Origin of the sequence: Thioalkalivibrio sp. AKL8 (assembly GCF_000380525.1) — a bacterium.
In the GTDB taxonomy this organism is placed as follows: domain Bacteria; phylum Pseudomonadota; class Gammaproteobacteria; order Ectothiorhodospirales; family Ectothiorhodospiraceae; genus Thioalkalivibrio; species Thioalkalivibrio versutus.
This window is the reverse complement of record NZ_AQYF01000004.1, coordinates 20,604-39,595: the sequence shown is the minus strand read 5'-3', so window position 1 is coordinate 39,595 and position 18,992 is coordinate 20,604. Positions and strand designations below refer to the sequence as shown.

Sequence of the window (18,992 nt, the reverse complement as noted above, 5' to 3'; positions counted from 1 at the left end):
GAAGGCATGCCTGTCGCCTGGACGTCCTCGGCAGGCCAGTCAACGGGGAGCGCGATGCAGTTGTTCGAGTGCGAGGTCTGTGGGCAGGGGGTGTACTTCGACAACACCTTCTGTACCCGCTGCGGCCACCGGCTGGGATTCCTGCCGGACCGTCTGGAGGTCTCCGCCCTGGTGCCGGCGGGGGAGGCTGTGGGCGCCCGCGGGCGCCCGATCCCCGGTGGCCTGTGGCGGGTAGCGGACGAGCCGGACGGGCTGTTTTATCGCCAGTGCCGGCACTATGCGGTGGACGCGGTGTGCAACTGGATGGTGCCCTATGAGGAAGCCGAGCCTTTCTGTCGGGCCTGCCGCCTGAATCGCACCATCCCGGACCTCAGTGTGCCGGGCAATGCGCGGCTGTGGGAGCGTCTGGAGGCCGAGAAGCGACGCCTGGTATATGGCCTGTTGCGCCTGGGCCTGCCGGTGGTGCCGCGGAAAAGCGATCCTGGGGGGATTGCGTTTGATTTCCTGGCCGATCCGGCCCCGGAGTTCCGCGAGGGCGGTGGCGTGGTCACCGGTCATTCGCACGGGCTCATTACCATCAATATCGCCGAGGCCGATCCCGCGGTGCGCGAGCGCATGCGCGAGGCGATGGCCGAACCCTATCGCACCATTCTCGGCCACTTTCGCCATGAGTCCGCGCACTACTACTGGGATCGACTGATTCGCGGTAGCCACTGGCATACCGATTTTCGCGAGCGCTTCGGCGACGAGCGCGCGGACTACGACGAGGCCCTGCGGCGCCATTACACCGGCGGTCCTCCGGCGGATTGGCAGGCCTCGTTCGTGTCCGCCTATGCCAGCTCCCACCCCTGGGAAGACTGGGCCGAGACCTGGGCTCACTATATGCACATCGTGGATACGCTGGACACGGCCTCCGCCTACAACATGGACATTGAACCCGTCGCCGGACCGTCGGCGCGGCTGGGGGCACAGGGGAATCTGCCGGCTTTTGATGCCTATGCCACGGCGGACTTCGATCTGCTTCTGGAGCATTGGCTGCCGCTGGTCAGCGCCCTGAACAGCCTCAACCGCAGTATGGGCCACTCGCATGTCTACCCCTTCGTGCTGACCGCTACCGCGATCGCCAAGCTGGCGTTCGTGCATCAGGTCATTCAGGATTTCCGCATGGGCATCCGCGTACAACCGGCGGGCGCCACCGGCCCTTGATCTGCCGGCATGGATCGGCAAAGGTCCGGTCCTGAAATACATCCATCGCGCAAGCGAAAGGACGCGAGATGTACAACGTTGCCACCCGCGGCCCGTTCAAGGGGCTGAACCCGCGTGTTGCGCCGCTGGCGCTGATCCTCGTGGTGATCATCGCCCTGCTGGGGGTTTATCGAACCGAGCAGCTGGGCGCGGTGGTGGGGGATGCGCGGGCCTTCGTGACGCCGCTGCTGGAATGGTATTACGTGGTGATCATGGCCTTCTTCCTGGTCATGGTGATCTGGCTCGGGGTGGGGCGCTACAAGGATGTGCGCCTGGGACGTGACGACGAAGTGCCCGAGTTCACCACGCTGTCGTGGCTGTCGATGCTGTTCGCCGCCGGCATGGGCGTGGGGCTGCTGTTCTGGGCGGTGGCCGAGCCGCTGTCGCATTTCGGCGGCAACCCGTTTCTGGCCGAGAATGGCGACCAGGCGGCCGCCGCGGACATGTCGATGGTGCTGACGTATTTCCACTGGGGGCTGAATGCCTGGGGTGTGTTCGCGCTGCTGGCACTGATCCTGGCCTATTTCAGCTTCCGCAAGGGTCAGCCGCTGGCGCTGCGCTCGGCCCTGCACCCGCTGATCGGCAAGTACAGCCATACCTGGCCGGGCGATCTGGTGGATCTGCTCGCCATCGTGGCCACGGTCTTCGGGATCGCAACGACCCTGGGGCTGGGTATCCAGCAGCTGGAGGCCGGGTTGGCGCATACCGTGGGCCTCTCGCTGGAAGGGGATCGCGGTCTCCTGCTGCTGACGGCGCTGCTGACGGTGACTGCGATCGTGTCGGTGGTGGCCGGGATGCAGGCCGGGGTGCAGCGGGTCAGCCAGGCCAACCTGTGGCTTAGTGTCGCTCTGCTTGGGCTACTGCTGGTATGGGGGCCGACCCAGTACTTGCTGGCCTTGGTGGTGCAGTCCAGCGGCAGCTACATGCAGAACCTGCTGGGTTTGTCGTTGTACACCCATGCCCACCACCTGGACGGGTGGCACTCCGACTGGACGGTCTTCTACTGGGGCTGGTGGCTGGCCTGGGCGCCGTTCGTCGGGCTGTTCATCGCGCGCATATCGCGCGGGCGTACCCTGCGCGAATTCGTCACGGGGGTGCTGTTGGTGCCGACCCTGATCACCTTCTTCTGGCTCGCACTGCTGGGCGGTACGGCCCTGCACGCCGAGGTCGAGGGCATCGCAAACATTGCCGATCAGGTGGCGGAAGACCTGACCATGGCAACCTTCGCCACCATGGAGACCCTGGAACCCTGGTTGATCGCGAAGAGCGGGGCCGTCCTGATTACGGTACTGATCGCGACCTACCTGCTGACCTCGGCCAATGCCGGCATCGTGGTCATCAACACCCTTCTGGCCCATGGCTCCACTGAACATCGGGCGATCCACCTGATCCTGTGGGGCGCGATGATCGGGCTGGTGACCGGCGTGCTACTGCTGGCCGGCGGGCTGGAGGTCCTGCAGAACGCAGTCATCCTGGCCGCGCTGCCGTTCTCGCTGGTGATGCTGATGATGGTGGTGGGCCTGATGCGTGCCCTGGAAGACGAGCGCTATGCCCCACGCCCGGGCGAGCATACGGTCGCACCCAGCGAGCCGTGGACAATTCCGCCGGATCGCGTCCACGAGGACTTTGACATGGACGACGACGCCCCCGAGGCTCGTGACGAAGACGACGACCCTCGTCGCTCCTGACGGTCCCAGTTTTCCACCACGAAGCACACGAAGAGGGTCAAAAGCCTTTGAACCACAGAAGGCACAGAGAAAAGAAAGGAACGCGGTAACGCCTGGCTGGCGAAGGCGCCGTTCGATTCGCCTTGCCCTTCAACCCTGATTTTCTCCGTGCCCTCTGTGGTTCAAATCGCTCTTGAACTTACCTTCTTCGAGCCTTCGCGCGCTTCGTGTTGAACACACCAGGGAGGGAAAGGCCCGCGCATCTTGCGTTCACTTTCGGGGTGGCGGGGCTTGCCGTAGCCTGTGCGCAACGATTTCACGAACCGCGAGAGGAACCCCATGAGCGATACCCTGCAGTTGTCCGGCGAGTTGATTCAGAAGGTCCAGGATCTGTTGACCGAGGTGGACCCGAAGGCGCAGCAGCCCATTGTGGCCGTGCAGTACCTGAGTGCGATTACCGGGTTCATGGTCGCGCAGATGCCGGAGTCGGTGAACGAGCGCAAGGAGTACCTCAAGCAGCTCTCCGAATTTACCGAGTCGGTGTTCGTGGACGTCGAGAGCCGCAAGCAGACCGCCCCGCCGCCACAGGAGGCCAGTGGCGTGTGGCGCCCCGGCGAGAACTGAGCGCCACGGGCCATGCCGTCGGGCGTGGCCGCAACCGGGGGCGGCGCAACCTCGGCGATCTTGTGAAGGCGGCGGTCAGTTGTTCCCGTCGCCTTTGTTTTTGTCCTTGCGCATCTGGCGCAGCATGGCTTCCTGCTCGTTGAAGCTCGGCATGCGGCGCTTGCCGCCGGCGTCGCGGGCCGGGTCGTTGCGACCGGCCAGGCCCGACTGCCCGGGCTTTTCGGCTTCCTTGAGCTGCTGGTACTCGTCCAGTTCGCGGCGGGCGTCTTCGTCGCTGGTGTAGCGGCCACGGTAGTCCTGCGGTGGCTCTTGGCCCTTGCGCAGGAAGAGCTGCTTGCGTAGCTCCTTGTTGTAGTCGGTCACCCGACGGTCGATCCACCACAGGTCCACCAGCGCCCATGACACGCCAATAATCAGCGGTAGCAACCACCAGGCGGCGGGGCCAAATCCGGCGAGCGCCAGGGTGGCCGCACTGAGTGCCAGGAAGCCGGCGCCGCCCAGCGGCTCGCGCAGGTAGAAGCGATGCAGCCCCAGCGGGAACAGGATCCACGCAGCGTAGGCCGCAGGGCGGGTGCGCATCTCGCGAGCGAGGCGGGCGTTGACCGCCTGCAGGCCGCCACCTTCCAGGTCCAGCTCCTTCCAGGCCTTGCTCATGCGGTTCTCCGTTGCGTTCGCGTGTGAGGGCCACGGTAGTCCGACCGGAGCGTACGGGCGATTGTGCGGGTGTCGCGCGGGGCTTTTGCGGACGCGGGTTCAGTCCTCTTCGCGGGTGGCGTCGCGTTCCAGCAGCCGGCGCACAGTGTCGTGCACCGGGCGGCCCTGGTAGAGCACCGCGTGCACCTCTGCGCAGATCGGCATGTCCACTTCCAGTGCCTTCGCTCGCGCCACAGCGACCCGGGCGGTCTCTACGCCCTCCACCGACTGTCCCACCCGCGCGCGGGCGGTGTCGAGATCCAGGCCTTCGCCCAGCATCCGGCCCAGACGCCGGTTGCGCGACTGGTTGTCGGTGCAGGTGAGGATCATGTCCCCCAGTCCGGAGAGGCCGGTGAGGGTGGTCGGACGGGCGCCGACCGCCGCGCCGAAGCGCTGGATCTCGGCCAGCCCGCGGGTCATCAGTGCGGCGCGCGCATTGGCCCCGAACCCGGCGCCGTCGGCAATACCGGTGGCCACCGCGAGCACGTTCTTCAGCGCGCCGCCCAGTTCCACGCCGATCACGTCCGTATTGCGGTACAGGCGCAGCGAGCGCCCGTGCAGGGCCGCAACCAGGCAGTCCATGTGGCCCTCGTCGCTGGAGGCCACGGACAGCGCGGTCGGCTGCTCCTGCGCCACCTCGGCGGCGAAGGAGGGGCCGGAGATCAGAGCGGGCGGGCGCTCGGGCCCCAGTTCCTGTTCGGCAATCTCGTGCAGCCAGGCCCCGGTTGCCGTCTCCAGGCCCTTGGTGGCCCAGGCGACCACCTGGTCGCGCGCAAGGCGCGGGGCGATCCAGCGCAGGGTTTCGCGGAAGGCGCCGGAGGGGACTGCGATCAGGACCAGGTCGCGGCCCTCGATGGTCGCCGGGTCGGCGCTGACGCGCAGGTTGTCCGGGAGGCGCAGACCGGGAAGGTAGCGGGCGTTCTCGCGCTCGCGTTCCAGTTGCCGGGCCGTGGCGTCGTTGCGCACCCACAGGGCGACGTCGGCATGCAGGCGGGCCGCATGCACCGCCAGCGCCGTGCCCCAGCAGCCGCCTCCGAGGACCGCGATACGCATCGGTTGCGCCTCGCGTCAGGCCTGTTGCGTGGGCTCGGCCTGTTCCCCGCTGGCCTGTTGCTTCTGTTCCTGCAGGTGCTGGGCATACAGCGACTCGAAGTTGACCGGCTGTAGCAGGAGTTGCGGGAAGCCGCCCTTCAGTACCAGGTCGGCCACCGTTTCGCGGGCGAACGGGAACAGCACGTTGGGGCAGTAGGCACCCAGCAGGTGGTTGCGCTGATCCTCGGCAAAGTTGCGCAGGATAAACACGCCGGCCTGCTTGATCTCCACCAGATAGGCGGTCTTGCCGTCGGATTCGGTGGTCACGGTCAGGCCCAGTTCCACCTCGAAGGCGCCGGCGGCCTCGTCGATCGGACGTGCGTTGGTGTTCAGCTGGATGTTGGTCTCGCCCTTCCACTCGCGCATGAATACCTCGGGGGATTCCGGCGCCTCGAAGGACAGGTCCTTGATGAAGACCTTCTGGATGGAGAAGTCGGGCCGGTCACTCTGTTCGGCCTGGGCCGAGCCGTTGCCGCTCTTCGGGGAATTCTTCTCTTCAGCCATGATGTTGTCTCGCAGTCGTCTGGAATCGGGGCATTGTAAGGGGGGTGAGCGGTGTTTTTCGGGGTGGCCTGGGCGATCCCGTTTGCCGCCCGTTGCCGGCGGCGGCGCATGTTATCCGGAGGCGTTGTCGGTCGGGGCTTCGAGGCCGGCCTCGCTGGCCAGGCGCGCCAATTCGCCGTTACTGTCCATCGCCTGCAGTTCGTCGAAGCCGCCGATGTGCGTATCGCCGAGAAAGATCTGCGGGACCGAGCTGCGGCCGGCGGCGCGCTGTTCCATCTCCGCGCGCAGACCGGGTTCGCGGTCGACGGCATACTCCGCGAACGGGTAGCCACGCTGGTTGAGCAGGCGCCGCGCGAGCAGGCAGAATGGACAGCGCCCGCTGGAGTAGACCTCGAACTGCATTACTTCTTCTTGATGGGCATGTTGGCCGATTGCCAGGCCTGGATGCCGCCCTGCAGGTTGACTACGTCCTCGAACCCGGCCGCGGTCAGTTGCTGCGCGGCGCTGGCGGAGCGGTTGCCGCTGCGGCAGTACACCACCACCGGCTTGTCCTTGTATTTCTCGATGTCGCCCATGCGCTTTTTCAGGCTGCCGAGCGGGATATGCTTGGCGCCGCCGATGCGCCCGGAGGCGACTTCGTTGTCCTCGCGCACATCCAGCACCAGGGCGTCGTCCTGGTTGATCACGCGCACCGCCTCGACCGGGGAGAGCGAGCGATACTTGCGGTTCAGGCGTCGCAGTTCGACGAACAGGATCATCCCGATCACCGCCAGCAGGGCGCCGGTCAGGATGGGGTGGTTGGCGAGAAATTCGGGCAGGCGTTCAAGCATTCGGGAGACCGGATCGGAGGGGTGGGTGTCAGGAACTGCAGAAAACGTCCTGCATCATACCGATCAGGCGCAGGGTCCGGGAGTCCCCCACCCGGTAGTAGACCCGGTTGGCGTCCTTGCGCGTGGCAAGGATGCCCTTGTCGCGCAGGATGCCGAGATGCTGCGAGATGTTGCTCTGCGACGTCCCGACCTGATCGACGATTTCCTGTACGCTGATTTCGCGATCGCCGAGAATGCAGAGGATCTTCAGACGCAGCGGGTGGGACATGGCCTTGAGCGAGCGCGAGGCCCGCTCGATGTCTTCGTCCTGGGACATCAAACCGTCTTCGACGTACATTTCGTCTTCAACCGTTTCGTTGCTCACGGCATGCCTCTCTTGCTCGCGAGGGAAGGCCCTCGCAACTGGGTAAGAATATAAGAACCTAAACGTACCCCGATATGCGAATTTGCGCAATCTTGAGTCATCCAAGCGGTTCACGCGCCCTTTTGTGGTGCGGTGTGTTGCTCTGTCTTCTGTTGCCGGTCAGCGCCCTGGCGCTGGAGCCGGAGGCGGAGCTGCGCGAGACGCGCGAGGCCATCCAGGACCTGGAGCGCAGCCAGGAAGAGCGTTACGCGGCCCTGCAGCAGCTGGAAGGGCTGCTCGCGGAGGCTGCTCGCGGGACCGAGGCCTCGCGCCAGGAGCTGCGCGAGCTGGCGCGGGCGCGTTCGCGTCAGGAGGTGGTGGTCGCCGACCAGGAGGACCGTGTGGACGAGGCCCGGGAGCGGCTGGAGGCAGAACGCCGCGCCGCAGCCCGCCTGGTGCGCGATCAGTGGCAGGGCGAACGCCATCCCGGACGCAGCGACGGTCAGGCCGCGGAGCACCGCCATCAGGCCGCGTTTGCCGCGCGCATCCGCGAGGCGCGCGAGCAGGCCCTGGTCGTGTTGCGCGACCGCATCGAGGCGCTGGAGACGGCGCGCGAGAACCTCGCGCGGGAGCGGGCGGTGCTGGCAGAACGGGAAGAGCAGGCCCGCGCGGCGGTCGCGGATCTGGAACGCGAGGAGGCGCACCAGCGCCAGGCGATGGCGGAGCTGGAGGCGGTGATCGAGGACGAGTCGCTGGAACTGGAGCGCCTGGCGCGCAATGCCGAGACCCTGGAGGCGGTGATCGAGGAGGTCGAGGCACGCAGCGCGGCGCGTGCCGCGGCACCCCGCGAGGCCACCCCCGAACGGCCGGACGTCGGCTTCGTGGAATTGGAGGGCGAACTCCCGCGTCCGGCCGAAGGCCGAGTGATTCGCAGTTTCAACGAGTCCCGTGGTAGCCGCCTGCGTTCACGCTGGCGCGGCGCCGTGCTGGAGGTCGATAACGGCACTGCGGTACGCGCGGTGCACTTCGGCCGGGTGGTCTACGCCGACTGGATGCAGGGTTACGGCTTCCTGGTGATCGTTGATCATGGGGAGCGCTACCTGACGCTCTACTCCAATGTAGAGGAGATCCTGGTGGCGGAAGGCGAGACCGTGGGCGCCGGCGAGCAACTGGCCGTGGCGGGCGAGGGCAGCGAGGCGATCGCGCCCGGGCTTTACTTCGAGATCCGTCACAACGGCGGGCCATTGAACCCCGAAAGCTGGTGGCCCTCTCAGTAGAGGGAAAAAGATGGAATGCGCCCATGCCCCGGCAAAAGGCCGATCGGTGGCGTGCATTCAGGCAGCCGTCACATTGCGGGTGCTACCATCTTCACACGAATCACCTCAAGTGAACGAGGAAAGGTAATGAGCAAGTCTTGTCGCACCGGATACTCCCTGATCGTCGGACTGGTTGTCGGGGTCATGCTGAGTGTTTCGGTGGCCGTCTACGCCGACCGCGACAATGGCGCGCAATCCGCTTTGCCAGTAGAAGATCTGCAGCGCTTCACTGACGTATACATGCGCATCAAGCGCAATTACGTCACCGAGGTCGAAGACAAGGATCTCCTGGACAATGCGATCCAGGGGATGCTGTCCGGCCTTGACCAGCATTCGGCCTATCTGGACGAACAGGACTTCGAGGACATGCAGGTCGGGACCTCCGGCGAGTTTGGCGGTCTGGGCATCGAGGTTGGCATGGAAGACGGCTTCGTCAAGGTCATCGCGCCGATCGATGACACCCCGGCCAGCCGTGCCGGGGTCGAGGCCGGTGACCTGATCATTCGCCTGGATGGCGAATCGGTGAAGGGTATGTCCCTGTCCGACGCGGTCGCCAAGATGCGCGGCGAGAAAGGCTCGGACATCACCTTGACCATCCTGCGTGATGGCGAGGACCGCCCGAAAGAAATCACCATCACCCGCGACGTGATCCAGGTGCAGAGCGTGCGCTCCGAGATCCTGGAGGACGGCTTCGGCTACGTACGTATCAGCAATTTCCAGCAGCGCACGGCACGCGACCTGGTGCGGGCGATCGAAGACCTGCAGGAACAGGGCGAGCTGCAGGGGCTCGTGCTGGATCTGCGCAACAACCCCGGCGGCATCCTGACGGGCGCTGTGGGCGTCTCGGACGCCTTCCTCGAAGAAGGCCTGATCGTCTACACCGAAGGTCGGCTGGAGGATTCGCAGTTCCGCTACCAGGCCTCGCCGGGGGATGTTCTCAAGGGCGCGCCGATGGTCGTCCTCGTCAATCGCGGTTCTGCCTCCGCCTCCGAGATCGTGGCGGGTGCGCTGCAGGACCACCGGCGGGCCGTGGTGATGGGTCAGAACACCTTCGGCAAGGGCTCCGTGCAGACCATCCTGCCGCTGACCCAGAACACCGGGATCAAGCTGACCACCGCGCGTTACTTCACGCCTGATGGCCGTGCCATCAACGAGGACGGGATTGACCCGGACATCCGCCTGCAGCAGCTCGTGGTGCAGCGCTCCGACAGCGAAAATGGCGGCGCCCGCATGGGCCGTGACGGTCTGCCGGAATCTGTGGATGCGGATGAAGACAATGGCGAGACGTTGGCCGAGCGCGATTACGGTATGAACGAGGCGCTGAATCTCCTGAAGGGCCTGAACTTCTACAACCGCCGCTGAGCGCGGCGGACAGGGAGGATTGATGCCGAACGTACTGGTGCCCCTGGCCGCCGGGGCCGAGGAACTGGAGGCGGTCACGATCATCGACCTGCTGCGCCGGGCGCAATTCGAGGTCACCGTGGCCGGGCTGGAGCCCGGGCCGGTGACCTGTTCGCGGGGCACCGTCATCCAGCCGGATACCACGGTTGATCAGGTGCTGGATCAGTCCTTTGACCTGATCGTCCTGCCGGGTGGCCTGCCCGGCGCCAATCACCTGCGCGACGACGCCCGGGTGCAGGGTTTGCTGCGGGCGCAGGCCGAACGCGATGGCCACTTGGCCGCGATCTGCGCTGGGCCCAAGGCGCTGGCCGAGGCCGGGCTGCTGGAGGGCCGCACCGTGACGGCCTTCACCGGCGCGCTGGACGAGGCGGGAATCCCGTCCACCGGCGCCCCGGTGGAGATCGACGGGCGCCTGATCACCGGCCGTGGCCCGGGTGCCGCGATGGACTTCGCCCTGACCCTGATCGAACAGCTCGCCGGCCGCGAGGCCCGCGACGCCGTCGAGGGCCCGCTGCTAAGACCCTGATGGTCTTAGCCACGAAGCGTACGAAGACCCGAAGGAAGACACGAAGAGGGTAGGATGTGTTGAGCGCAGCGAAACGCATCGGGGCCCGGATCATTCCGTGAGGCCGATGCGATTCGCTGCGCTCATCCTCACCCTGCCCGCTGCAAAACGATCGTGGCCTTTCTGATACGCCTCAAAAGGCCCGATGGAGGTCGTCAACACCCGCTGTTTCGTGCGCGATAGCGCGTCGTCCCCGGACGGGGCGCCAACTCTGTGGTGGAAGCTTTTGACCTTCCTCGTGCGCTTCGTGGTGGATTCGCCCTTCGTTCTTGAGCTATCCCACGGTCGCGTAGCGGGTGGCGGTGCCCAGCCAGCGTTCGATCAGGGCGGCGGCGCGCGCCGGGTCCTTCTCGATGCGTGCGGCAAGGGTGGTGGCCTCGTCGAGCAGGTCCTGGTCGCGTGACCAGTCGGCGACGCGGAAGCTGCGATCGCCAGTCTGGCGCGTGCCCAGCAGTTCGCCCGGACCGCGCAGCTTGAGATCCACCTCCGCAATCTCGAAGCCGTCGTCGGTGCGGCGCATCGCCTCGAGGCGCTCGCGTGCGGTATCGCCCAGTGGCGGACGGTAGAGCAGCACGCAGGCCGAGGCGGCGCTGCCGCGCCCGACCCGGCCGCGCAGCTGGTGCAGCTGCGACAGCCCCATGCGTTCGGCATTCTCGATGATCATCAGGCTGGCGTTGGGGACGTCGACGCCGACCTCGATCACGGTGGTCGCCACCAGCAGGTCGATCGCGCCCGCGCGGAAGTGCTCCATCACCGCATCGCGCTCGGGTCCCTTCATGCGTCCGTGGGCCAGTCCGATGGTCAGCTCCGGCAACGCCTCGCGCAGGCGTTCGGCGGTGGCCTCGGCCGATTCCGCCTCCAGTTGTTCCGATTCCTCCACCAGCGGGCAGACCCAGTAGGCCTGGGTGCCGGAGCCGCAGGCGGCGCGGATGCGTTCGATGACCTCGTCACGGCGCTCGTGGCTGATCAGCGCGGTGCGTACCGGGGTGCGCCCGGGCGGGCGTTCGTCGATGACCGAACTGGCCAGTTCCGCGTACAGGGCCATGGCCAGGGTGCGCGGGATCGGGGTGGCGGTCATGATCAGCTGATGCGGCATCCGGCCGTTGCCCTTGTCGCGCAGGGCCATGCGCTGGTGCACGCCGAAGCGGTGCTGCTCGTCGATGATTGCGAGCCCCAGATGATGAAACCGCACCTCCTCCTGGAACAGGGCGTGGGTCCCGATCGCGACCTGGCGCTGCCCGCTGGCCAGTTCCGCGAGCAGTTGGCCGCGCTCGCTGGCCGTCTGGCGCCCGCCCAGCCAGGCGATCGCGACGCCCAGTGGTTCCATCCACTGGGCAAGATTGCGCCCGTGCTGGCGGGCGAGTAGTTCGGTCGGGGCCATGAACGCCACCTGATAGCCGGCCTCTACCGCCGCCAGCGCGGCTGCGACCGCGACCAGGGTCTTGCCGGAGCCGACATCGCCCTGGACCAGACGATTCATCGGCTGCGGGCGCGCGAGGTCGGCCAGGATCTCTTCGGTAACACGCTCCTGTGCGCCGGTGGGTTCGAAGGGGAGCTGCCCGCGCAGTTGTTGCCACAGCGCCCCCGGGGGCTGGATGACCGGGGCGCTGCGTGTGTCCGCGGGCATCCGGCTCTGCTGCATGCGCGCGAGTTGGTGGGCGCAGAGCTCTTCCAGGGCCAGCCGTGTGCGCGCCGGGCTGCGGTTCTCCGGGGTGTCCAGGGCGGCCAGTGCGTCGGCCTGCGCCGGTGGGTGATGGAGCTGCTCGAGGGCGCTATGCAGGCCAGGCAGGCCCTGCCGGGGCAGTTCCGGAAGCAGGTCGGGCAGGGCCTGCATCCCCGGGAGGGCGTGCGCGACCAGCTGGCGCAGCAGCTTTTGCGACACACCCTCGGTGGTCGGGTAGATCGGGGTCAGGTGCGACTCCATCGCCGGCGGGCTATCGCCCACGGTCTGGATCTCCGGGTGCACGCACTCCAGTGCGCCGGGCATGCCGCGGGGCTCGCCGAAGGCGCGGATGCACGTGCCGGGGCTCAGGCGGCGCTGCTGGTTGGCCCCGAAGTGAAAGAACCGCAGCAGGACCTGGGCCTGGCCGTCGGCCAGGGTGACCACCAGCATGCGCCGGCGGCGGTGGACCACCTCGGAGTGGGTGACGTGCCCCTCGAACAGTGCAGCCAGCCCCGGACGCAGCGCGGCAATCGGCGTCAGGCGCGTGCGATCCTCGAAGCGCAGGGGCAGATGGAACAGCAGGTCCCCGGCCTGCTCCAGACCCAGACGCTCCAGTCTTTCCGCCACCGCCGGGCCGACACCCTTCAGCGCGGTCAGCGGGACCTGCAGCTCCACCGGTTGGGTTCGCGCAGCGCGATCAGTCGCGCGGGCACCAGGCGATGGCGTCCATTTCCACCTGGGCGCCCTTGGGCAGGGCGGCCACGCCGATCGCGGCACGTGCCGGGTAGGGCTCGTTGAAGACTTCGCTCATGATCTTGTTCACAAGCGGGAAGTGAGCCAGGTCGATCAGGAAGATGTTCAGTTTGGCGATATCGGCGGTGCTGGCTCCCGCCGCCTCCAGGACAGCCTGGAGGTTGGCGAACACCTGGCGGATCTGGTCCTCGATGCCGCCGTCGACCAGTTCCATGGTGGCCGGGTCCAGCGGGATCTGGCCGGACAGGTATAGGGTGTCGCCGGTACGCACGGCCTGCGAGTAGGGGCCGATGGCGGCCGGGGCGTTTTCGGTCTGGATGATCTCGCGCGACATGTGGACTCCTTGTACTGCCGGGTTGAATGTTGATAGGGCCGCGATTGCTGCATGCGGACCCGCCATTCTACTGATCAATCCGCACGCGTGTGCGGTTGGGGGGCTCGGCAGCCGTGCACGCGGACGGCTACACTGCGGGCCACATCCGTAACGACAAAAGGAAGCAGGCAATGACGGGATACGCACTGGCAAACGTGCTGCATGTACTGGCCGTGGTGATCTGGGTGGGCGGTATGTTCTTCGCCTACATGTTCCTGCGCCCGGTGGCCGGGCAGCAGCTCGAGGGGCCGGCGCGGCTGAAGCTCTGGGAGGGTGTGTTCGCGCGCTTCTTCCCCTGGGTCTGGGCCTCGGTCCTGGTGATCCTGGTGACCGGCTTCTACCTGATCTTCGGGGTGTTCGGCGGCATGGGTGATGTGCATCCCAGCGTGCACACCATGCTGCTGCTGGGCCTGATCATGATGGCGATCTTCGCCCATGTGTTCTTCGCCCCTTATCGGCGCATGCGCAAGGCCATTGCGGCAAACGATACCGAGGAAGGCCTGCGCCGGCTGGGGCAGATCCGCATCCTGGTCGGGATCAACACCGTCATCGGTCTGGTGACGATCGTGGTCGCTTCCGGCGGTCGCCTGCCGCTGTAGGAGGCACGCTACCTTCCTAGCCCCGGGTGCCATACCAGCCGGGGCCGAGCCGGCGGTTCCAGCAGCACGGCTGCGTTCTGGCCGAAGGCCTCCAGCCAGCGCGCCAGCAGGTCGTCGGGCAGGTCCGCGATGGCCAGGCCCGGTTCGTCCGGCCACTGGCCGCGCGGGTCGCGATTGCGGGCAGGCCATGCGCGCAGGCCGTGCTCGGCCACGGTCTGCTCCAGCCGGCGCTGGCGTTGGATGTTTTCACCCTCGGTGCTCGGGCGGCTGCCCGGGTTGCAGGCGGTGAACAGGACCAGGCGCTGCATGTCCCGCTCGGCCATCCAGGTCGTGACATCCTCCGCGGGCTGGTCGATGTACAGAACTCGGCTGCTGCCCTCGATCTCCAGGCAGTAGGCGGCGCTTAGGTAGGCCTTCTCCAGTGTCGCCAGCTGCGCTACGGGAGCGGACGACTCCGCGTGCGCGGCAGACATCCGGTCGCGGTATTTGCTTGTATTGGTGGACATCTCGCGGCACCCTCCCCGCCTGGATCGTGCGGATGTGGTCGATCAAACAGGGGGAGCGGGATGCGCGTCAAGGATGCGACAGCGGTTTGTGGTGCCTCGTCGGGTGCGGGTGCGTCCATGGACCGGCCCGTCCCCGGCTGGGATTGAGACGCGATGGCCCCGCGTCCCTTCGTGCCCGGGCTGACCGGCGCCTTTGTTGTGGTGCTGCTGCTGGTCGCGGTGGTCGCCGTCGCCAGCTGGCTTCGGGTGCAGCAGCTGCAGTACGACGTCCAGGCCCTTACCGAGGAATACGTGCAGAAGGTGGACCGCGTGCATCGCATGCGCAGCCTCGTGCGCGAGCGCATGCTGCGCGCCTCGCTGGTGATCAGTGCCGAGGACCCGGCCCTGCAGGATCGCTACCAGCGGGAGTTTCGCGAGCTGGCCGAGCGCTTCCTGGACGCCCGCGAGGGTGCGGAATTACTGGCTCGGACCCCACGCGACGCCGCGCTGCTGGCCGAACTGCGTGCGCTGACCGCGACCGGTGCCCCGATCCTGTCCGAGCTCCTCGACATTGCCCTGGCGGGTGGGCGCAACGAGGCGCTGGCGATCCTGTATGCGGACGCGATGCCGGTGCAGGAGGACGTGCTGGAGCAGATGGAGGCCATCCTCGCGGCCTTCGAACGTGATAACGAGGAGGCGGTGGCGGCCATGGCGCAGCGCCATGAACAGGCGCAGCAGGTGATGCTGGTAGCCACCGTCCTGACCATGCTGATGATTGCGCTGATGTGGGTGCGGGTGCGCCGGAGGATCTGGCGTGATCACGCCGCCTTGCACAAGGAACTGGAGGGACGCCAGCAGATCGAGGCGCGCCTGCGCGAGACGCAGGCCGGGCTGGAGGCGGCGGTGGCCCGGCGAACCGCGGCCCTGCAGGAGACCACCGAGCGCCTGGAAGAGGCCCAGCGGATTGCCGGGGCCGGTTACTGGGACTGGGATATTCGTGGTCTGCGGATGAACTGGTCCACGCATGTATTCGATCTGTTCGGGCTCGACCCGCAAACCGATACCGCGGGATTCGAGGCCTACATGCGAGCCATCCATCCCGACGACCGTACGCGGGTGCGCCGCGCTACCAACGAGGCGCTGGATCACGAGGCCTATTACCGGGTGGATCACCGGGTGGTGCGCGCGGACGGCGGGCTGCGCCATGTGCGGGTCGAGGGCGAAATCGATCGGGATGCCCAAGGCCGCGCCGTGCAGGTCCTCGGGATGGTCCGTGACATCACCCGCGACAAGGCCTCCGAGGAGCGCCTGTGGCACCAGGCCCATCATGACTCCCTGACCGGCCTGCCCAATCGCAGTCTGCTGCAGGAACACATCCAGCAGGCCCTGCGCCGGGCCCAGCGCGCCGGCACCGGCCTGGCCCTGGTGGTCTGCGATCTCGACGGCTTCAAACCCATCAACGATCGCCTGGGACACGATGCCGGCGACGTGATGCTCGTGACCGTGGCGCGGCGTCTGCGCGAGGGCGTGCGCGAGAGCGACGTGGTGGCCCGCGTGGGCGGCGACGAATTCGTGCTGCTGCTGGAGAATGTGCGTGATCCGGATGCGGTGACGAGGGTCGGACTCAAGCTGATCGAACGCTTCGAGGAGCCGGTGGAGGTGAATCGCGAGTCGGTTCGCGTCGGGCTCAGCATGGGGGCGGTGCTCTACCCCGAGGACGGGGACGATGTGGAGGCGTTGCTGCAGCGCGCCGACCGCGCGATGTACGTGGCAAAGGAGGAAGGCGGCAGCCGGATCGTGCTGTACCGGGAATGCCCCGGAGAGGAGCGCCGGCAAACGGATCTGTCCCTGCGCCGGCGCGGCGCGCTGGGTTGCGGGCTGGAAGACCCGGCCGCTCGCGACTGAATCGGCCGGCCTCGTCTACGGCCGATGCAGTCGCGCGACGAATTGTTCGTGTGTCAGCGGCGCGCTGAACAGGAAGCCCTGGAACCGGGTGCAGCCCAGGGCCAGGAGCTGCTCCCGCTGCTCCGGGTGCTCCACGCCCTCGGCGATGACGTCGAGCTCCATGTTGCGGGCAATGTCCACGATGTTCTCGATCAGGGTCCGGTCACCGCCGGCCAGCAGTTCCTTGACGAAGGATTTGTCGATCTTCAGCTCGTCCACCGGCAGGTCGCGCAGGTAGGCGAGCGAGGAATAGCCGGTCCCGAAGTCGTCCAGGGCGATGCGCATGCCGAGCCGGCGCAGCGCGCCCAGCTTGGTGATGGCGTCCGGCAGGTCGCGCAGCAGGCCGGACTCGGTGACCTCCAGGGTCAGGGCGTGGCCGTCCACCCCGTGTCGGCGCAGCCGCGCCTGGAACTGGTCGACGAAGTCCGGGCGCGCCAGTTGCCAGGGCGAGAGATTCAAGGCCAGGCGAGGTGGCTGCAGGTTCCCGGCCTGCCACTGCGACAGCTGCATCAGGGCGTGTTCCAGGACCCAGTTGCCGACCCCGTGGATCAGGCCGGTCTCCTCGGCGACCGGGATGAAGAGATCTGGCGGGACCTGGCCCATCTCCGGATGCTGCCAGCGCAGCAGGGCCTCGGCTCCGATCAGGCGCTCGGCGGCATCGAACTGCGGCTGGTAGTGCAGGTCCAGCTCGTCACGTTCGGCCGCTTGTCGTAGCCCGTCCTCGATCTGCAGGCGGGCATGCGCCTCGTCCTGCAGTGCATGGCGGTAGAACTGCACGCCGCCGCGGCCGGCACGCTTGGCCTGGTACAGGGCGATATCGGCGTGGCGCAGGGCTTCTGCCGAGCTCTCGCCGGCGTCGGGATAGCATACGCAGCCGAGACTGGCGCCGACCCCGAAGGTGCGTTCGCCGATGATGATCGGGCGCTGCAGGGCCTCCAGGATGCGCTCGGCGATTGCCTGCAGTTCCGGCTCCAGGGTCTCGCGTACCCGGGCGCAGGGGGGCAGGACAACGGCGAACTCGTCGCCACCCAGGCGCACGATCAGCGCATCCCCGGGGGCATGGCTGCGCAGGCGGTCCGCCACCGCGCCCAGCACGGTGTCGCCTACCGCATGCCCCAGGGCGTCGTTGATGGTCTTGAAGTGGTCCAGGTCGATCAGGATCAGCCCGCCATGCAGGTGGCCGGCGGTGGCCTCCTCGATGTGGCGGGTCAGGTCGTCGTGCAGGCGGGTGCGGTTGGCCAGCCCGGTCAGGGAGTCGTGGTAGGCCAGGGCATGGATGTGTTCCTCGGTGTGCAGGCGTTCCAGTTCCGCCCCCGCGCGGTCGGCCATGATCCCGAGGATCTCCATCGCCTTGTCGACATCCTCCACCGGATGTCGGTTGACCATGGCGATGTGCCCCAGCAGCGTGCCCTGGCTGTCCAGCAACGGGGCCCCCAGATAACTCTCGGCGTCCATCTCCACCAGCATCTCGTCGGCCGGAAAGCGCTGTTGTACGTCGCAGGGGTAGATACAGGTACCGATCTCCAGCACACGTTCGCAGGGGGTCTCGGCGAGGTCGTAGCGCAAGTTCTCCACGATCTGCCCCGCGGTGCACAGGGCGACGGTCTCCACCACGCCGGGTTTTTCCGGATCCTCGATGCCGATCAGGGCATAGTCGGCAGCGAACAGGTTGCTCAGCTTGAGAACCAGCTGCTGGAAGAACTCCTCGCGCGAGCGCGCCTGCAGCCCCTCGGCGATCAGGCGCAGGGCGTCCTCGCTGCGGTGCGCGGCGGTGATGTCCTCCTGCATCACGATCACGTCCTGTACCTCGCCGCGGGCATCCTGCAGTGGGTAGATGCAGCCCCGCAGCCAGCGCTCGGGGGTGATGAGCGGGGTGGTCTGGGTCGCCGGGTCGGGGTCGGCGGGTTCGGCCGACTGGTCGGGGCGGGCTGGTGGGGTGTAGGGCAGCGGGCCGATCTCGCGGTAGTGTCCGCGCAGGGCATCCTTGAGCGGTTCGTGGATGTGCCGGTCGATGGCATCCGGGCGGTCCAGAACGTTGCCGCCCGGCAGGGAGGCTTGTGCGCCGTGCATGGTTTCCCAGGCGGCGTTGCACTGGCGGATCTCGCCCTGCGGTGTGAGTACCTGGATGCCGACCGGGGATTGCTCCACCAGCGCCCGAAAACGGCTTTCCGAGTCACGCAGGCGTTCGCTGGTCTCGCGGTTCAGTACCAGGCTCATCATGACGACCATCACCACATAGCCGAACGGCGCGAGCTGGGGCATTTCCAGTGCGCCGCCCCGGGCCAGGACGCCCTGCAAGGTGAACAGGACGAAGACCCCGATCCCGCCCAGCAGGAGCAGGGTGGTGGTCTGGCGATAGCGCCGGTAGTGCCGGATCAGTGTGGTGAGGGCGAAGCCCAGGACCAGAAAGACCGCGAGCACGCCAAAGCCGAACCAGGGGCTGATGGTACCCACTGCCAGGGCCACGGTTTCGCCCCAGGGGAGTTCCAGGGGGCGGAGTTCGTCGATCACCTGGTACTGCATGCTGTAGGGCTGCAGGGTGTTGACCACCCAGGTGATGACCAGCAGTACCAGAAGACCGGAGATCAGCCAGCGGGCGGGGGTGCGCGTATGGGCCGCGACGAAGGCGGCGAACAGCACGTAGAACGGCCCCAGCAGATAGACGTTCAGGGTGAGCGCGCGGGTATAGGCCTCGACGGTGCCGGCCTGGTAGGTCTGGGCCGATCCGACGGCAAGCACCGCCATCAGGGCGCACATCGCGGCGAACAACCGGTGCTCGGTGCTCCGGGCGCTTTGCCGGCTGTGCAGCAGGTGGCTGAGCGTGGCGTAGATCGCCAGCCCCGCTGCAAGGTAGAGCGATGGCGCAAGGATCCCGTTCATCGGTTCCCTGCGCTT

The 18,992-nt window shown here is 67.1% G+C and carries 17 protein-coding genes and 1 pseudogene; 8 read left to right on the top strand and 10 right to left on the bottom strand.

Annotated elements, in window-relative coordinates; translation table 11 throughout:
* Positions 1–54: 54 nt before the first annotated feature.
* The 3 genes from G335_RS0102255 (at position 55) to G335_RS0102245 (ending at position 3,536) form a co-directional block, all read left to right on the top strand.
* Positions 55–1,206, top strand: a complete 1,152-nt coding sequence (locus G335_RS0102255) for a putative zinc-binding metallopeptidase (protein WP_018175807.1) — start codon at positions 55–57, stop codon at positions 1,204–1,206.
* 68 nt (positions 1,207–1,274) lie between these two features.
* Positions 1,275–2,933, top strand: coding sequence for a BCCT family transporter (locus tag G335_RS0102250; protein ID WP_018175806.1), 1,659 nt, complete (start codon positions 1,275–1,277; stop codon positions 2,931–2,933).
* Positions 2,934–3,251: 318 nt separating this feature from the next.
* Positions 3,252–3,536 (top strand): hypothetical protein, encoded by a 285-nt coding sequence (locus G335_RS0102245; protein WP_018144129.1) that lies wholly within the window; start codon positions 3,252–3,254, stop codon positions 3,534–3,536.
* 75 nt (positions 3,537–3,611) lie between these two features.
* On the opposite strand, the gene G335_RS0102240 is transcribed toward G335_RS0102245, so the two are convergent.
* The 6 genes from G335_RS0102240 to G335_RS0102215 form a co-directional block, all read right to left on the bottom strand.
* Positions 3,612–4,190: a hypothetical protein gene (locus G335_RS0102240; protein WP_018175805.1), complete on the bottom strand. Its 579-nt coding sequence runs from the start codon at positions 4,188–4,190 to the stop codon at positions 3,612–3,614.
* Between the two features lie 99 nt (positions 4,191–4,289).
* Entirely contained in the window at positions 4,290–5,282 is a 993-nt protein-coding gene (locus G335_RS0102235) for an NAD(P)H-dependent glycerol-3-phosphate dehydrogenase (protein ID WP_018175804.1), read from the bottom strand.
* Positions 5,283–5,297: 15 nt separating this feature from the next.
* Positions 5,298–5,825 carry a protein-export chaperone SecB gene (secB, locus tag G335_RS0102230; protein WP_018175803.1) on the bottom strand — a complete coding sequence of 176 codons (528 nt, stop codon included), beginning with the start codon at positions 5,823–5,825 and terminating at the stop codon, positions 5,298–5,300.
* A 111-nt stretch (positions 5,826–5,936) separates the two neighbouring features.
* Positions 5,937–6,227 carry a glutaredoxin 3 gene (grxC, locus tag G335_RS0102225; protein WP_018168094.1) on the bottom strand — a complete coding sequence of 97 codons (291 nt, stop codon included), beginning with the start codon at positions 6,225–6,227 and terminating at the stop codon, positions 5,937–5,939.
* Complete coding sequence (locus tag G335_RS0102220; protein ID WP_018144124.1) at positions 6,227–6,655, bottom strand: rhodanese-like domain-containing protein; 429 nt, start codon at positions 6,653–6,655, stop codon at positions 6,227–6,229. Before G335_RS0102220 ends, grxC begins: the two co-directional genes overlap by 1 nt.
* A 28-nt stretch (positions 6,656–6,683) precedes the next feature.
* A complete protein-coding gene (locus tag G335_RS0102215) occupies positions 6,684–7,019 on the bottom strand; it encodes a helix-turn-helix transcriptional regulator (protein WP_026182005.1) in 336 nt (111 codons plus the stop codon).
* A gap of 74 nt (positions 7,020–7,093) precedes the next feature.
* Here G335_RS0102215 and G335_RS0102210 point away from each other — a divergent pair, with 74 nt between their 5' ends.
* The 3 genes from G335_RS0102210 (at position 7,094) to G335_RS0102200 (ending at position 10,241) form a co-directional block, all read left to right on the top strand.
* Positions 7,094–8,275: a murein hydrolase activator EnvC gene (locus G335_RS0102210; RefSeq protein WP_043689761.1), complete on the top strand. Its 1,182-nt coding sequence runs from the start codon at positions 7,094–7,096 to the stop codon at positions 8,273–8,275.
* A 126-nt stretch (positions 8,276–8,401) separates the two neighbouring features.
* Entirely contained in the window at positions 8,402–9,676 is a 1,275-nt protein-coding gene (locus G335_RS0102205; protein ID WP_018168096.1) for a S41 family peptidase, read from the top strand.
* Between the two features lie 22 nt (positions 9,677–9,698).
* Positions 9,699–10,241, top strand: coding sequence for a DJ-1 family glyoxalase III (locus tag G335_RS0102200; protein WP_018175801.1), 543 nt, complete (start codon positions 9,699–9,701; stop codon positions 10,239–10,241).
* Positions 10,242–10,554: 313 nt separating this feature from the next.
* Here G335_RS0102200 and recG read toward each other — a convergent pair.
* Positions 10,555–12,648 (bottom strand): annotated as a pseudogene (recG, locus tag G335_RS0102195) (ATP-dependent DNA helicase RecG); the annotation flags it as partial.
* Positions 12,641–13,030, bottom strand: a complete 390-nt coding sequence (locus G335_RS0102190; protein WP_018168099.1) for a RidA family protein — start codon at positions 13,028–13,030, stop codon at positions 12,641–12,643. The pseudogene recG and the gene G335_RS0102190, both read right to left, overlap by 8 nt.
* 170 nt (positions 13,031–13,200) lie before the next feature.
* Here G335_RS0102190 and G335_RS0102185 point away from each other — a divergent pair, with 170 nt between their 5' ends.
* Complete coding sequence (locus G335_RS0102185; protein ID WP_018144117.1) at positions 13,201–13,668, top strand: CopD family protein; 468 nt, start codon at positions 13,201–13,203, stop codon at positions 13,666–13,668.
* Between the two features lie 8 nt (positions 13,669–13,676).
* Here the strand turns inward: G335_RS0102185 and G335_RS0102180 are convergent, their stop codons facing one another.
* A complete protein-coding gene (locus G335_RS0102180; protein WP_018175799.1) occupies positions 13,677–14,174 on the bottom strand; it encodes a DUF3293 domain-containing protein in 498 nt (165 codons plus the stop codon).
* A gap of 153 nt (positions 14,175–14,327) precedes the next feature.
* Here G335_RS0102180 and G335_RS0102175 point away from each other — a divergent pair, with 153 nt between their 5' ends.
* Entirely contained in the window at positions 14,328–16,058 is a 1,731-nt protein-coding gene (locus G335_RS0102175; RefSeq protein ID WP_018175798.1) for a diguanylate cyclase domain-containing protein, read from the top strand.
* Between the two features lie 15 nt (positions 16,059–16,073).
* Here G335_RS0102175 and G335_RS0102170 read toward each other — a convergent pair whose 3' ends face one another.
* A complete protein-coding gene (locus G335_RS0102170) occupies positions 16,074–18,977 on the bottom strand; it encodes an EAL domain-containing protein (RefSeq protein WP_018175797.1) in 2,904 nt (967 codons plus the stop codon).
* Between the last annotated feature and the right edge of the window lie 15 nt (positions 18,978–18,992).

Bases quoted from the DNA above. Each gene is read 5' to 3' on its own strand.
- G335_RS0102255 (WP_018175807.1), top strand. From the start codon at position 55: ATGCAGTTGTTCGAGTGCGAGGTCTGTGGGCAGGGGGTGTACTTCGAC.
- G335_RS0102250 (WP_018175806.1), top strand. From the start codon at position 1,275: ATGTACAACGTTGCCACCCGCGGCCCGTTCAAGGGGCTGAACCCGCGT.
- G335_RS0102245 (WP_018144129.1), top strand. From the start codon at position 3,252: ATGAGCGATACCCTGCAGTTGTCCGGCGAGTTGATTCAGAAGGTCCAG.
- G335_RS0102240 (WP_018175805.1), bottom strand. From the start codon at position 4,190: ATGAGCAAGGCCTGGAAGGAGCTGGACCTGGAAGGTGGCGGCCTGCAG.
- G335_RS0102235 (WP_018175804.1), bottom strand. From the start codon at position 5,282: ATGCGTATCGCGGTCCTCGGAGGCGGCTGCTGGGGCACGGCGCTGGCG.
- secB (WP_018175803.1), bottom strand. From the start codon at position 5,825: ATGGCTGAAGAGAAGAATTCCCCGAAGAGCGGCAACGGCTCGGCCCAG.
- grxC (WP_018168094.1), bottom strand. From the start codon at position 6,227: ATGCAGTTCGAGGTCTACTCCAGCGGGCGCTGTCCATTCTGCCTGCTC.
- G335_RS0102220 (WP_018144124.1), bottom strand. From the start codon at position 6,655: ATGCTTGAACGCCTGCCCGAATTTCTCGCCAACCACCCCATCCTGACC.
- G335_RS0102210 (WP_043689761.1), top strand. From the start codon at position 7,094: ATGCGAATTTGCGCAATCTTGAGTCATCCAAGCGGTTCACGCGCCCTT.
- G335_RS0102205 (WP_018168096.1), top strand. From the start codon at position 8,402: ATGAGCAAGTCTTGTCGCACCGGATACTCCCTGATCGTCGGACTGGTT.
- G335_RS0102200 (WP_018175801.1), top strand. From the start codon at position 9,699: ATGCCGAACGTACTGGTGCCCCTGGCCGCCGGGGCCGAGGAACTGGAG.
- G335_RS0102190 (WP_018168099.1), bottom strand. From the start codon at position 13,030: ATGTCGCGCGAGATCATCCAGACCGAAAACGCCCCGGCCGCCATCGGC.
- G335_RS0102185 (WP_018144117.1), top strand. From the start codon at position 13,201: ATGACGGGATACGCACTGGCAAACGTGCTGCATGTACTGGCCGTGGTG.
- G335_RS0102180 (WP_018175799.1), bottom strand. From the start codon at position 14,174: ATGTCCACCAATACAAGCAAATACCGCGACCGGATGTCTGCCGCGCAC.
- G335_RS0102175 (WP_018175798.1), top strand. From the start codon at position 14,328: ATGGCCCCGCGTCCCTTCGTGCCCGGGCTGACCGGCGCCTTTGTTGTG.
- G335_RS0102170 (WP_018175797.1), bottom strand. From the start codon at position 18,977: ATGAACGGGATCCTTGCGCCATCGCTCTACCTTGCAGCGGGGCTGGCG.